The 14,228-nt window shown below is 68.1% G+C and carries 13 protein-coding genes; 8 read left to right on the forward strand and 5 right to left on the reverse strand.

The window, feature by feature from the left end:
- Positions 1 to 23 precede the first annotated feature (23 nt).
- From JOE53_RS04650 to tkt, 3 genes are read right to left on the reverse strand one after another with little or no spacing between them, the layout of a single operon-like run.
- The gene (locus tag JOE53_RS04650) at positions 24 to 1,643 is read right to left on the reverse strand and encodes a glucose-6-phosphate isomerase (RefSeq protein ID WP_204946922.1); all 1,620 of its coding nucleotides are present in this window, start codon (positions 1,641 to 1,643) and stop codon (positions 24 to 26) included.
- Entirely contained in the window at positions 1,640 to 2,782 is a 1,143-nt protein-coding gene (tal, locus tag JOE53_RS04655; RefSeq protein WP_204946923.1) for a transaldolase, read from the reverse strand. Before tal ends, JOE53_RS04650 begins: the two co-directional genes overlap by 4 nt.
- Positions 2,779 to 4,857, reverse strand: coding sequence for a transketolase (tkt, locus tag JOE53_RS04660; RefSeq protein WP_204946924.1), 2,079 nt, complete (start codon positions 4,855 to 4,857; stop codon positions 2,779 to 2,781). The genes tal and tkt overlap by 4 nt, the downstream gene beginning before the upstream one ends.
- Positions 4,858 to 5,122: 265 nt before the next feature.
- On the opposite strand from tkt, the gene JOE53_RS04665 reads away from it, so the two are divergent.
- Positions 5,123 to 6,049, forward strand: a complete 927-nt coding sequence (locus JOE53_RS04665; RefSeq protein ID WP_061681572.1) for a heme o synthase — start codon at positions 5,123 to 5,125, stop codon at positions 6,047 to 6,049.
- A gap of 66 nt (positions 6,050 to 6,115) precedes the next feature.
- On the opposite strand, the gene JOE53_RS04670 is transcribed toward JOE53_RS04665, so the two are convergent.
- Entirely contained in the window at positions 6,116 to 6,529 is a 414-nt protein-coding gene (locus JOE53_RS04670) for a dinucleotide-utilizing enzyme (RefSeq protein WP_204946925.1), read from the reverse strand.
- Positions 6,530 to 6,613: 84 nt separating this feature from the next.
- Complete coding sequence (locus JOE53_RS04675) at positions 6,614 to 7,609, reverse strand: COX15/CtaA family protein (protein ID WP_204946926.1); 996 nt, start codon at positions 7,607 to 7,609, stop codon at positions 6,614 to 6,616.
- A 292-nt stretch (positions 7,610 to 7,901) separates the two neighbouring features.
- On the opposite strand from JOE53_RS04675, the gene sufB reads away from it, so the two are divergent.
- From sufB to JOE53_RS04710, 7 genes are all read left to right on the forward strand, one after another.
- A complete protein-coding gene (sufB, locus tag JOE53_RS04680) occupies positions 7,902 to 9,320 on the forward strand; it encodes a Fe-S cluster assembly protein SufB (protein WP_061681569.1) in 1,419 nt (472 codons plus the stop codon).
- Complete coding sequence (sufD, locus tag JOE53_RS04685) at positions 9,320 to 10,540, forward strand: Fe-S cluster assembly protein SufD (protein WP_204946927.1); 1,221 nt, start codon at positions 9,320 to 9,322, stop codon at positions 10,538 to 10,540. The genes sufB and sufD overlap by 1 nt, the downstream gene beginning before the upstream one ends.
- The gene (locus JOE53_RS04690; RefSeq protein WP_061681565.1) at positions 10,537 to 10,866 is read left to right on the forward strand and encodes a non-heme iron oxygenase ferredoxin subunit; all 330 of its coding nucleotides are present in this window, start codon (positions 10,537 to 10,539) and stop codon (positions 10,864 to 10,866) included. Before sufD ends, JOE53_RS04690 begins: the two co-directional genes overlap by 4 nt.
- Positions 10,867 to 10,880: 14 nt before the next feature.
- Entirely contained in the window at positions 10,881 to 11,651 is a 771-nt protein-coding gene (gene sufC / locus JOE53_RS04695; protein WP_005049291.1) for a Fe-S cluster assembly ATPase SufC, read from the forward strand.
- Positions 11,652 to 11,661: 10 nt separating this feature from the next.
- Positions 11,662 to 11,991 carry a metal-sulfur cluster assembly factor gene (locus tag JOE53_RS04700; protein WP_005049292.1) on the forward strand — a complete coding sequence of 110 codons (330 nt, stop codon included), beginning with the start codon at positions 11,662 to 11,664 and terminating at the stop codon, positions 11,989 to 11,991.
- A gap of 58 nt (positions 11,992 to 12,049) precedes the next feature.
- Positions 12,050 to 13,210 carry a MalY/PatB family protein gene (locus JOE53_RS04705; RefSeq protein ID WP_157556974.1) on the forward strand — a complete coding sequence of 387 codons (1,161 nt, stop codon included), beginning with the start codon at positions 12,050 to 12,052 and terminating at the stop codon, positions 13,208 to 13,210.
- Between the two features lie 72 nt (positions 13,211 to 13,282).
- On the forward strand, positions 13,283 to 14,224 hold the full coding sequence (locus JOE53_RS04710) for a siderophore-interacting protein (RefSeq protein WP_204946928.1): 942 nt from the start codon (positions 13,283 to 13,285) through the stop codon (positions 14,222 to 14,224).
- Positions 14,225 to 14,228: the final 4 nt, after the last annotated feature.

Below are 14,228 nucleotides of genomic sequence, written 5' to 3' on the forward strand. Positions count from 1 at the left end.
GAGAAAGACTCCTCCTGGTCGCGCTACTGCGCGGCCTCGAACAGGGAAAGCACCTCGACCTGAGGGTCGGTCAGGGTGAGGGTGACCACGGGTCGTCCGTGCGCGACGAGCACATCCGCGTCGCCGGCCGCCTGAGCGGTGATCAACTGACCGAACGTGAACGGGCGACCGGGTATTTCCAGATCGACCTCTCCGGCTCCGATGATCTGCAAGAACACGCCGCTGGCCGGTCCGCCCTTGTGGAACTGCCCCGTCGAGTGCAGGTAGCGGGGACCCCAGCCGAACGTCGTCGGACGGCCCGTGTCGGCGGCGATGAGTTCGCGGATGCCGGAAAGCTGAGGCACCGAGGTGCGATCGGCGTAGGCCTGCACGGCGACGTAGCCGTCGGGACCGAGACGAGCCCACAGGGCGTCCAGCACCCCGGCGAGTGTGCCGGACGCCGCGAGCACGGGATCGGATACGCGGACCTCGACGCCGTTCACCGTGAAGGCGGGTGCGCCGACGTCGGGACGCGCTTCGAGCAGCGCGCGAGCCGCGGCCTTGGCGGACTCGACGTCCGGCTGGTCGAACGGGTTGATGCCCAGCATGCGTCCCGCGATGGCCGTCGCATACTCCCAGACGACGAACTGGGCGCCCAGCGATCCGCTCACGAGCACCTCGTCGGGGTGCTGCTCGATCAGCCGGAAATGCACGGCATCATCCACGAGACGCACGAGCTGCAGGTCTGCCGGGGTCTGGTCGACCTCCGGGGAGAGCGGCAGCAGCACCACGGGAAGGATGCCGGTGCCGTTCTTGCCGGTGGATTCCGCGACGAGCTGCTCGATCCAGTCGGGCAGGCCGGCGATGTGCGTGCCGTCACTGATCAGGCCCAGCTTGTCGCGGCGCGGGTCCCCGCCGGCGATGGCCGCGGCGAGTGTGAGCGCGGGGTTGCGGGGGTCGTCGATGGCGACCTCCAGAAGCGTGGCTTCCGCCTCGTCCAGCAGCTCCGCGATGTCCGCGCCCGCCAGCCCCGAGGGCACCAGCCCGAAAGCGGTGAGCGCCGAATAGCGTCCTCCCACGTTCGGGTCGGCGGTGAACACGCGGTACCCGGCGTCGTGGGCGGACTGCTCGAGCGGGGATCCCGGGTCGGTGACCACGACGATGCGCTCGGCGGGATCGATGCCGAGATCGGACCAGGCAGCCGCGAAGGCGCGCTGCGCGGAGTCGGTCTCGATGGTCGACCCCGACTTCGATGCGACGACGAGCACCGTCTGCGCGAGGCTGCCGGACTCGGCATCCCCGTCGATCGCGGACAGGACCTGTGCCGGGTCGGTCGAGTCGAGGATCACGAGCGGCACGCCCGCCGTGCGCGCGATGACCTCGGGCGCGAGCGAAGAGCCCCCCATCCCCGCGAGCACGACGCGGGTGAGACCGCGCGCGACGAGATTCTCGCGCAGCGCGAGGATCTCGGCGACGAGGGGGCGTGACATGCTGACCGCGTTCACCCATCCGAGGCGGACAGCCGCCTCGGATGCCGCCTCGGGTCCCCACAGGTCGGGGTCGCCGGCGGTGATACCGCTGGCGATCAGGCTGTCGACCAGACCCGGAACGGTCTGGTCGACGACCTGCTTGACGTGACCCGAGACGTGGATCTCGAAACTCACCGGCTGGTCTCCGGGGCCGTCGCCAGAGCCTCGGCGACGGTCTTCTTGAGGTCCTGCCACGAGGCGATGAACTTCGCGACGCCCTCGTCCTCGAGCGTCTGGGTGACATCGTTGATGTCGACGCCGAGTTCGGCGAGCTGCGAGAAGACCAGGTGAGCGTCTTCGTAGGCACCGGTGACGGTGTCGCCGGTGACGACACCGTGGTCGAAGGTGGCCTCGAGCGTCTTCTCCGGCATCGTGTTGACGGTGCCGGGTGCGACGAGCTCGGTGACGTAGAGCGTGTCGGGCAGCGCGGGATCCTTCACACCGGTCGAGGCCCACAGCGGACGCTGCACGTTCGCGCCGCCGGCGATGAGCTCCTGAGCGCGCGCGGTCGCGAACTGCTGCTCGAACAGCTCGTAGGCCAGACGCGCGTTCGCCAGGCCCGCGCGGCTCTTCAGTGCCTCGGCATCCTCGCTCTCGAAAGCCGACAGACGCTTGTCGACCTCGGTGTCCACGCGCGACACGAAGAACGAGGCGACGGAGTGGATGCCGGACAGGTCATGCCCGGCCGCCTTCCCCTGCTCCAGGCCCGCCAGGTAGGCGTCGATGACCTCGGCGTACCGCTCGAGCGAGAAGATCAGCGTCACGTTGACCGAGATGCCCGCGCCGATGACCGCGGTGATCGCGGGCAGGCCGGCCTTGGTCGCGGGGATCTTGATGAGGGCGTTGGGCCGGTCGACCTTGGCCCACAGCTTCTCCGCCTCGGCGACGGTGGCGTCGGTGTCGTGAGCGAGATCGGGGGAGACCTCGATCGACACGCGGCCGTCTACGCCGCCCGTCGCGTCGAACACGCCGCGGAAGATGTCGGCGGCGTCACGCACGTCGGTGGTCGTCAGCTCGAAGATCGCGGCGTCGACATCCGCGCCGCCTTCGGCCAGCGCGGCCAGCGGTGCGTCGTACGAGTCGTCGTTCTGGTTGCCGATGGCGGCCTGGAAGATCGACGGGTTCGTCGTGACGCCTGAGACATTGCGCGACGAGATCAGGTCGGCGAGGTTGCCCGACGCGATGCGCGCGCGGGAGAGGTCGTCGAGCCAGATGCTGACGCCGGCGTCGACGAGCTGCTGGGTCGGGGTCGAGCCCGGGGTGGGGGTGCTCATGCGTTCTCCTTGACGGTTGCGCGGGCCGCTTCCACGACCGCATCGGTGGTGATACCGAACTTCTCGAACAGGGTCTTGTAATCGGCGGAGGCGCCGAAGTGGTCGATGCCGACCGTACGGCCGGTGTCGCCCACGATGCCGCGCCAGAGCGGGGTCGACCCGGCCTCGACGGACACGCGCGCCGTGACGGCGGCCGGCAGCACGCTCTCGCGGTAGGCGGCATCCTGCTCGGCGAACCACTCCAGTGACGGGGCCGAGACGACGCGCGCCTGGATGCCCTCGGCGGCCAAGGTCTCGCGGGCCGCGACGGCCAGCTGTACCTCAGAGCCGGTGGCGATGATGATCACGTCGGGCTGTCCGCCCTCGGCGTCGATGAGCACATACGCACCCTTCGCCACGCCGTCGGTCGTCGCGAAGCCCGCCTCGCCGCGAGGGAACACGGGGATGTTCTGACGCGTCAACGCGATGCCGACCGGCCCGCCGCTGGTGCGACGGACGATCTCCAGCCAGGCCGCGGACGTCTCGTTCGCATCCGCCGGGCGCACCACGGTGAAGTTCGGAATGAGTCGCAGCGTCGACAGCTGCTCGATCGGCTGGTGCGTCGGTCCGTCCTCGCCGAGGGCGACCGAGTCGTGCGTCCACACGAAGATCGAGGGGATGTCCATCAGAGCGGCCAAGCGCACCGGCGGGCGCATGTAGTCGCTGAAGATCAGGAACGTGCCGCCGAACGGGCGTGTCGGGCCGTGCAGCTTGATGCCGTTGACGATCGCACCCATCGCGTGCTCGCGGATGCCGAAGTGCAGCACACGCCCGTACGGGTCGCCCGACCACTCGTGGGTCGACCACTCGGCGGGAATGAACGACTTGGCGTCCTTGATCGTCGTGAGGTTCGACTCGGCCAGGTCGGCGGAACCGCCCCAGAGCTCCGGAAGCTGCGCGGCGAGCGCGTTGATGACCTGACCCGAAGCGGCGCGCGTGGACACGTCCTTACCGGACGTGAACTCCGGGACGGAGACATCGGCGGGCAGCTCGCCGGCTTCCAGGCGCTCCAGCAGGGCCTTGCGCTCGGGGTTGGCCGCAGCCCACGCGTCGAAGGCGACCTGCCAGGCCGCGCGCGCCTCGGTGGCCCGCTCCTGGAGAGCGCGCGTGTGCGCGATCACGTCTTCGTCGACGACGAAGGACTGCTCCGGGTCGAACCCGAGGACCTTCTTCGTCGCTGCCAGCTCGTCGGCGCCCAGGGCGGAGCCGTGGATCTTTCCGCTGTTCTGCTTGCCGGGCGAGGGCCAGCCGATGATCGTCTTGAGGATGATGAGCGACGGCTTGTCGGTCTCGCCCTTCGCGGCTTCGATGGCCGCGTACAGTTCGGCGACGTCCTCGACGTACTCGCCGGTCTTCTTCCAATCGACCGTCTGCACCTGCCAGCCGTACGCCTCGTAGCGCTTCGCGACGTCTTCGGTGAACGCGACGTTCGTGTCGTCCTCGATGGAGATCTGGTTCGAGTCGTAGATGGCGATGAGGTTTCCGAGGTTCTGGTGTCCGGCCAGGCTCGAGGCCTCACTCGTGACACCTTCCTGGAGGTCGCCGTCGCCCGCGATCACGTACACGAAGTGATCGAACGGGCTCGTGCCGGCGGCCGCCTCGGGGTCGAACAGGCCGCGCTCGTAGCGGGACGCGTAGGCGAAGCCCACGGCCGAGGACAGACCCTGACCGAGCGGGCCCGTGGTGATCTCGACGCCCTTCGTGTGCCCGTACTCGGGGTGTCCGGGGGTCAAGGAGCCCCACGTGCGGAGGGATTCCAGGTCGGACAGCTCGAGTCCGAAACCGCCGAGATAGAGCTGGACGTACTGGGTCAGCGACGAGTGGCCCGCGGAGAGGATGAAGCGGTCGCGGCCGATCCAGTGCGTGTCCGAGGGATCGTGGCGCAGCACCCGCTGGTACAGCAGGTACGCGGCCGGCGCCAGGCTCATCGCCGTGCCGGGGTGTCCGTTGCCCACCTTCTCCACGGCATCCGCGGCCAGCACGCGAGCGGTGTCCACCGCGCGCCGATCGATCTCATCCCAAACCAGTTCCGACACGTGGTGCCCTTTCGAAAAGAGGGGAGTGCGTCCGACTCTCCAGCCGGCCGCGGCGGCGTCGAACCGCTACCTGCCGGCGCTCGGCGACGCCTGTGTTTTCAGCTTAGCGAAGTGCCGCGGGTCGCAGGCCGCATGTGTCCTCCGTGAGAATTCGTCGGCGGATGCCGGTCGGTCGCAGGGCGTCCATGGCCCGGGCGATCACCCGATTGGTCGTGACCTAGACTGGACGAGGATCTGGAGTGAGCCGGGGAAGGGGTCAGCGGACATGGTGCAGTCGAGCGTGTCCGCGGTGAACGACGTCGCGGTCGCTCGTTCCCTCGGTCAGAAGGTCCGCGCCTACGTCGCCTTGACGAAGCCGCGCGTCTTGGAGCTGCTCCTGGTGACGACCGTTCCGGTCATGATCCTGGCGCAAGGGGGGATGCCGAGCCTCTGGCTCGTGCTGGCGACGGTGATCGGCGGCGCGATGAGCGCGGGATCGGCTGCCACCTTCAACATGTACCTCGATCGCGACATCGATGCGCATATGCGGCGCACCGAGAACCGGCCACTCGTGACGGGCGAGGTGACGCCGCGGGGCGCACTGGTGTTCGCGTGGAGTCTGGCCGTGGGGTCCACGCTCTGGCTGCTGCTGACCACCAACTGGCTGGCCGCGGCACTGAGCGCCGTCGCCATCTTCTTCTATGTGGTCATCTACACGATGCTGCTGAAGCGCCGCACCGAACAGAATATCGTCTGGGGTGGGATCGCCGGGTGCTTCCCCGTGCTCATCGGGTGGTCTGCGGTCACGGGATCGCTGACCTGGGCTCCCTTCGTCCTCTTCCTCCTCGTCTTCCTCTGGACTCCGCCTCACTACTGGCCGCTCTCGATGAAGTACAAGGGTGACTACCGAGAAGCAGACGTGCCGATGCTGGGCGCCACCCGCAACGGTCGGCAGGTCGGGCTGCAGGTCATCCTCTACGCCTGGGCCACCGTGGCCTCTTCGCTCCTGCTCATCCCGGTCGCGGGTATGGGACTCGTGTACACGGCATCCGCACTCGTTTTCGGCGGCTGGTTCATCGTCGAGTCCCATGTGCTCTACAACCGCGCCGTCCGCGGGGAGCAGAGTCGTCCGATGCGAGTCTTCCACGCGTCGATCACGTACCTCACGCTCCTGTTCGTCGCCATCGCGATCGACCCGCTGCTGCCGTTCTGATCGGACGACGAAGGCGCCGGTCCCCGCGGGGATCGGCGCCTTCGTGTCTTCTCTTCGGGTGCGGGATCAGACGGTGGGACGCTCGGGGGCAGCCTGAGCGGGCTCGTCGGTCTTCGACACCGGCGAGGTGACCGTCTCGGCCACGGGTGCGGCGCTCGTTGCCGGCTCGACGACCTCGACCACGTCGATCTCTTCGGCGACGACGCTCGGCGTGACGCCGCGCGCGAGCGAGCCGATGGTACCGAGGGTGAGGGCCAGAGCCAGACCGATGAGGCCGACGCCGATGAGGATCGCGCCGAGAACGGCCCAGATCTGACCGGCGTAGACCTCGACACCGGTGGCGGTGCCGTCGGCGAGCGTGCTGGCCATGACGGTCAGCTTGTCGACGAGCAGGTAGACGCCGCCGCCGACGGCGACGAGCGAGCCGCCCACGAGCACCCAGAACGGGATGCTGCGGATCACACGGGCGGTGTTGGGCATGGGGAAGCTCCTTCTGTCACGTCGCCGCACGCGCGACGACACTTCGACTATCTGCGAACCACCAGAGGAGCAGTGATGCGCCGGCTATGAGATCGCTGTGGACCGGTCGCCGGCATCCAGCATGTCACGCGGCTGCTTCATGTGCAGGATCACCGCGGTCATCGCCGCCACGAGCGTGACGGCGAGCATCATGTGGATGTTCACGAGCGCGATCGGAAGGCCCGTACGCGCCTGCCACAGCCCGATCGCGATCTGCACGAGTTCCACGCCCAGCAGCAGACCGGTCCATCTCCTCATGCCGGTCGCCGGGCTCAGCCGGTACGACCATCCGAACAGCACCAGCGTGAGCGCGAAGAGGGCGTATGCGGGCCAGCTGTGCACGTGCTGCCAGAAGATCGGATCCAGGCCGTTGCGGGCGGCGGCTGTGTCGCCGGCGTGCGGGCCGGAGCCGGTCAGCAGGATGCCGATGATCACGGTGACCAGCACGACGACACTCGTCACGTGCACCACGACGGCATACCCGCGCGGCACGACGAGGACGCGCGTGCCGGGTCGGGAGTAGACGCGGACGACGTACGCGGCGGCGATCGCGACCAGCGCCGCCGACAGCAGGTAGTGCAACCCCACGATGCTGGGGTGCAGGTGCAGCCACACCGTGATGCCGCCGATGACGGCCTGGAGGATGATGCCGATGCCGATGGCCAGGACGAGGCGGGGCAGCTCCGGGCGCGTGCGCCACGATCGCACGACGGACAGGAAGGCGAGCAGTGCGACGATCACGAGAACCCCCGTGAGGGTGCGGTTGCCGAACTCGATGAGCCCGTGGATGCCGAGTTCCTGCGTCGGGACGAGCGAATCCGAGGTGCAGTACGGCCACGTCTCGCAGCCCATCCCCGAACCGGTCAGACGCACGAGACCACCGGTGCCGACGATCACGATGTTGCTGATCAGCACGAGCCACGCGAGCACGCGCGTCGGCCGTCCGACACGCGCGGGAAGTCGCGTCAGGAGTCCGCGCCCGACCGGGGCGTCGGACGCCGCGGCCTCGGTCTCGGGGCTGGAGGTCTGCGGTGCGGACATGGTGGGGTCGCCTCCCGGATGCGCGCCCGGACGGGCGCCGGCCACGCCCGCGTCGGGGTGTTGCCTATAGACTGAAAGGGTGGGAACAGCGGCGCGCGAAGCGCGTCACGCCCCCTACAGTCTAGGCGCGCGCGGTGCGCGCCCCGACGAAGACCCCGTCGGAGAAAACGACACGAAAACGGCCCTGGAAGCGGCATCCGACCTTCGCCCACGACACTCCGATCGTGAGACAGGCGCAGGCGCAGGAATGCCGGAGCGGATGACACCGCCGGGCACGAAGGAGGCAAACCCCATGTCGGATGTGCTCATCGACCGTCCCGAACTCGAGGGACTGGGTGTCTATGAATTCGGCTGGCACGACGAAGACGCCGCCGGCGCCGTCGCCCAGCGCGGGATCAACGAGGACGTCGTCCGCGGGATCTCGGCTCTCAAGAACGAACCCGAGTGGATGCTGAAGACCCGCCTCAAGGGATATCAGCTGTTCGGCCGCAAGCCGATGCCGACCTGGGGTGCCGACCTCTCGGACATCGACTTCGACAACATCAAGTACTTCGTACGCTCCACCGAGAAGCAGGCGCAGTCGTGGGAGGACCTCCCGGAGGAGATCCGCAACACGTACGAGAAGCTGGGCATCCCGGAGGCGGAGCGTCAGCGCCTCGTCGCCGGCGTCGCCGCACAGTACGAGTCCGAGGTCGTCTACCACCAGATCCGCGAGGACCTGGAGCAGCAGGGCGTCATCTTCATGGACACCGACACGGCGCTGCGCGAGCACCCCGAGTTCTTCGAGGAGTACTTCGGCACCGTCATCCCGGCCGGTGACAACAAGTTCGCCGCCCTCAACACGGCCGTCTGGTCGGGCGGATCGTTCGTCTACGTCCCCAAGGGCGTGCACGTCGAGATCCCGCTGCAGGCCTACTTCCGCATCAACACGGAGAACATGGGCCAGTTCGAGCGGACGTTGATCATCGCCGACGAGGGCAGCTACGTCCACTACATCGAGGGCTGCACGGCCCCGATCTACAAGAGCGACTCGCTGCACTCGGCCGTCGTCGAGATCATCGTGAAGAAGAACGCGCGCGTGCGCTACACGACGATCCAGAACTGGTCGAACAACGTCTACAACCTCGTCACCAAGCGTGCGATCGCCCACGAGGGCGCGACGATGGAGTGGATCGACGGCAACATCGGGTCGAAGGTCACGATGAAGTACCCGTCCATCTACCTGATGGGTGAGCACGCCAAGGGGGAGACCCTGTCGGTCGCCTTCGCCGGTCCCGGACAGCATCAGGATGCCGGGGCGAAGATGATCCACATGGCGCCCTACACGCAGTCCTCGATCGTCTCCAAGTCGATCGCGCGTGGAGGCGGCCGTGCCGGATACCGCGGTGAAGTCCGCGTCGACGCGAACGCGCACCATTCCGCGAACACGGTGCGCTGCGACGCTCTGCTGGTCGACACGATCTCGCGCTCGGATACCTACCCCGCGATCGACATCCGCGTCGACGACGTGCAGCTGGGTCATGAGGCGACGGTCTCCAAGGTCAGCGAAGAGCAGCTGTTCTACCTGATGAGCCGCGGCATGCCGGAGGATGAGGCGATGGCGATGATCGTGCGCGGCTTCATCGAGCCCATCGCGCGTGAACTGCCCATGGAGTACGCCCTCGAGCTCAACAAGCTCATCGAGATGGGCATGGAAGGATCCGTCGGCTGATGACGACAGCGACTCAGACCCCCGCCGGCGAGAGCATCCGGGCGGAGGGTCACATCGACCCTGCGGCCACGCTGGTCTCCGGCTTCGTACCGGTGCAGACCCGATCGGAGCGGCCGACGTCGTTCGATCCCGCCGATTTCGCCGTGCCGACCGGTCGCGAGGTCAACTGGAAGCACACCCCGTTGGCGCTCCTGGGCGACCTGCTGCGGGACGAGCCGGCCCCCCACGACGTCATCGGCGTCAACGTGAGTGCGCCTTCGTCCGTCGAGCAGATCCGTCTGCGCGTCGGGGAGGCCCCACGCGGTGAGGTCTTCCGTCCCGAGGACCGTGTCAGCGCGATCGCCTGGGCGCAGGAGGACGAGGCTCCGCTCATTCGCATCCCCTCGGGCGTCGAACTCGAGGAGCCGATCGTCGTGCAGCTGACCGGACGCGGCGGTGTCGCGCATGCGCACGTCGTGATCGAGGCACAGGCGCACTCACGGGCGACCGTCGTGCTGCGCCACGCCGGTACCGCACAGCAGGCGCAGAACGTCGAGATCATCGTTCGTGACGGCGCCGCGCTGACGGTCGTCTCGGTACAGCGCTGGGACGATGACGCCATTCACCTGGCATCTCACCAGGCGCGGGTCGACCGCGACGCGACGCTGACCCACGTCGTGGTCAGTCTCGGCGGACGCGTCGTTCGCGTGAACCCGTCTGTCGAGCTCGCGGGAGCAGGTGCGGAGGGCAGACTCTACGGTCTGTCGTTCGCCGACGCCGGTCAGCACCTGGAGAGCCAGGTCTACCTGCACCACAAGGGTGCGCAGACGTTCGGAGACGTGCTCTACAAGGGAGCGCTGCAGGGCGAGTCCGCGCGCAGCGTCTGGGTCGGTGACGTGCTCATCGGACCGGATGCCGTGGGCACCGACTCGTATGAGGCCAACCGCAACCTCGTGCTCACCGACGGTGCACGCGCCGACTCGATCCCCAACCTCGAGATCGAGACGGGCGACATCCGCGGCGCGGGACACGCGAGCGCGACCGGGCGCTTCGACGATGAGCAGCTGTTCTACCTGCAGGCGCGTGGAATCGCGGAGGACGAGGCTCGTCGTCTGGTCGTGCTGGGATTCCTCGCCGAGATCGTCCAGAAGATCGATGTGCCGGCCCTGCAGGACGAGCTCATCGCCGCGATCGAGGACGAGCTGGCTCTGGCGACGACGGCCGAAGGAGAACACGCATGACCGCGCAGAAGGCCCTCAGCCTCAGCGACCTCACCCAGGACACCGCGGTGCGCGTCGAGATCGACGGCGTTCCGATGGCCGTCGTCCTGGATTCGAACGGTGAGGTCCATGCGATCGGCGACACCTGCACGCACGGCGACATCTCGCTGTCGGACGGGTTCGTGGAAGGCGAGACCCTGGAGTGCTGGGCCCACGGCTCGGCCTTCTCGCTGCGCACCGGCCGCCCCCTGAACCTTCCGGCCTATGAGCCGGTGCCCGTGTACGCGGTTACGATCGACGGGAATGACGTCCTGATCGATCCCGCTGTCCTCAAAGATGTGAACTGAAGAAGGTAACTGACATGGCTGTTCTCGAGATCCGCGACCTCCACGTGACGGTCGAGACCGACGCGGGGGAGACCCCCATCCTCAATGGCGTCGACCTGACGGTGCGTACCGGCGAGACCCACGCGATCATGGGTCCCAACGGCTCCGGAAAGTCGACCCTCGCCTACACGATCGCCGGTCACCCCAAGTACACCGTGACCCAGGGCACGATCACTCTGGACGGCGAGGACGTGCTGGCGATGTCGGTCGACGAGCGTGCGCGTGCGGGGCTCTTCCTCGCGATGCAGTATCCGGTCGAGATTCCCGGGGTGACCGTCACGAACTTCCTGCGTACGGCGAAGACCGCGATCGAGGGCGAGGCGCCCGCGATCCGTACGTGGACGAAGGACGTCAAGGAGGCGATGAAGAACCTCCGCATGGATCCGAAGTTCGCTGCCCGCAACGTCAACGAGGGCTTCTCCGGCGGCGAGAAGAAGCGCCACGAGATCCTGCAGCTCGAGCTGCTCAAGCCGGCGATCGCCGTGCTCGACGAGACCGACTCGGGGCTGGACGTCGACGCGCTGAAGATCGTCTCCGAGGGCGTGAACCGCGCCAAGGAGGCCACCGACCTCGGCGTCCTGCTCATCACGCACTACACGCGCATCCTCCGCTACATCAAGCCCGACTTCGTGCACGTGCTCGTGAAGGGCCGCGTCGCCGAGGAGGGCGGCCCGGAACTCGCCGAGCGTCTGGAGGACGAGGGCTATGACCGCTACCTCGAGCCCTCCGATATCGTCGAGGCATAGGATCGAACGCATGACTGCGACCCTCAGTCCGGAGAAGTACGACGACGTCACCGAGGCGCTCAAGGACGTGATGGATCCCGAGCTCGGAATCAACGTCGTCGACCTCGGTCTCATCTACGATCTCAGCTGGGACGAGGAGAACGACGCCCTCGTCATTCATATGACGCTGACCTCCGCCGGCTGTCCGCTCACCGACGTGCTCGAAGAGCAGACCGCGCAGGCTCTGGACGACGTGGTCGATCGCTTCCGCATCAACTGGGTGTGGATGCCGCCGTGGGGACCGGAACGCATCACCGACGACGGACGCGACATGATGCGCGCGCTGGGGTTCGCTATCTGATCGTCATCAGATGTCGGCGTCTGCGCGGCCGCAGCGTCGCCGTCGCTAGGCTCGAGGGGTGAGCATCATTCCTCTGGAAGCACTTCCGCTGGAGACCCTGCAACGGCGCTCCAGTACGAAGTGGCGGACGTACGGTTCCGATGTCCTTCCCCTCTTCGTGGCTGAGACGGATTTCCCCCTCGCGCCGCTGATCACGAGCGCCTTGCGCACGGCGGTGGAGCTCGGCGACACCGGGTACACACCACCCGATCCCGGCGTGCGCGATGCCTTCGCATCGTTCGCCGCTCGCCGCTTCGACTGGGTGGTCGATGCCGACCGCGTGCGGACGACGGGTGACGTGATGATGGGCGTCGTCGAGATCCTGCGCGCGGTCACCGCGCCCGGTGACGCGGTCGTGATCACCCCACCGGTGTATCCGCCCTTCACGATGACGGTGGAAGAAGCCGGATGCCGTGTGGCACCCGTGCCGCTGCGCGATACGGGTGCGACCTGGGCACTCGACCTGGACGGCATCGACGCGGCGCTGGCCGACGGCGCGCGCGCCGTGCTGCTGTGCAATCCCCACAACCCCACCGGTACCGTCCATTCGCGCGAGACGCTGGCCGCTCTCGCCCGGATCGCGGCGCGTCACGGTGCCGCGGTCATCAGTGACGAGATCCATGCGCCGCTCGTCTACGACGATGCGACCTTCACCCCGTTTCTCGCGTCATCGGCGGAAGCCGCCGCGGTCGGCTATGCGGTTACCAGCCCTTCCAAGGCGTTCAACCTCGCGGGGTTGAAGTGCGCGGTGATGGTGGCGGGAGACGAACGGACCGCCGCCGTCGTGCGCGGCCTGCCGTCGGAGGTGGAGTGGCGCACGGGGCTGTTGGGCGCGATCGCCAGTGTCGCGGCACTGGACGCGGCATCCGATGAGTGGCTCGACGCCCTGCGCGCCCGACTCGATCTCAACCGCCGTCTGCTTGCCGATCTGCTGGCCGCGCACCTCCCGCGCGCTCGCTATCGCGTGCCGGACGCGGGCTATCTCGCCTGGGTCGATCTGAGCGCCTACGGCTGGGGCGACGACCCGGCCACCCGCATCCTCGCCGAGGCGCGAGTGGCCGTCCATCATGGACCGCAGTTCGGGCCGCAGGGCGCCGGCCACGTCCGCGTGAACTTCGGCTGCGGGCCGGAGGTTCTCACCGAAGCCATCGCGCGGATCGGGCGTCTCGTCGGCGCGTGAGGCGTGCGCCCCACGAGCGCAGGTCCGCGTCGCCGGTGTGACATCTGAAGAAGGTAAGGCTAACCTTATGGAGTGACCGAATCCGCCACCGTCGTCCGTCCGGCTTACCGCCCGTACGTCGTCCGTGTCCGCGCCGTCGAGCGGCTCTCTGCGCACTTCGTGCGGGTATGGTTCACCGGTCCCGAGCTGGAGTGGTTCGGCACCGCGGGTCTCGATCAGCGGATCAAGATCGTCCTGCCCCTGCCCGACGTCCCGGGCGGCTACTCCGACTTCGGTCAGGCCGAGCACGCGGGTGACTGGTACGACAGATGGCGTGCGTTGCCCTCCGCGCGGCGCAACCCCTTCCGCACCTACACGGTGCGTCGGGCGGATGCCGCCGCTCGCGAGCTCGCCGTCGATTTCGTCGTGCATCACGATGCCGGTCCGGCGGGATCCTGGGCCGCGCGCGCTGCCGTCGGCGACGAGCTCGTCATCGTGGGTCCCGACGAGCGGAGCCCCCACTCCCGTGTCGGACGCGACTGGCATCCCGGCACCGCCCGACGGCTGCTGCTGGCCGGAGACGAGACCGCCGCGCCCGCGATCTGCAGCATCCTGGAGTCACTCGATCCACGATGCGAGCTCGACGCGTTCGTCGAGGTGCCCCGCGCCGAGGATGCGCTCCGGCCGGAGCTTCCCGCGGCATCCGGTGTGCGCCTGACCTGGCTCGCGCGCGGCGACCGTCCGCACGGTGACGCCCTCATCGAGGCGGTCACCGCGTGGACGACGCGCCACGCCGACGTCCTTGCCCGCGCGGCAGCGCCGCGACCTCAGTCGCTCGAGGAGATCGACGTCGATCGCGACCTGCTCTGGGACAGCCCCGAGGATGGCGACGGCGAGTTCTATGCGTGGATGGCGGGGGAGTCGGCGACGGTCAAGACTCTCCGGCGGCTTCTCGTGTCGGAGTGCGGCGTCGACCGTAAGCGTGTCGCCTTCATGGGCTACTGGCGACGCGGTCAGTCCGAGCGCGTCGAATGAGCGC

The sequence above is a fragment of the Microbacterium laevaniformans genome (assembly GCF_016907555.1).
Lineage (GTDB): Bacteria > Actinomycetota > Actinomycetes > Actinomycetales > Microbacteriaceae > Microbacterium > Microbacterium laevaniformans.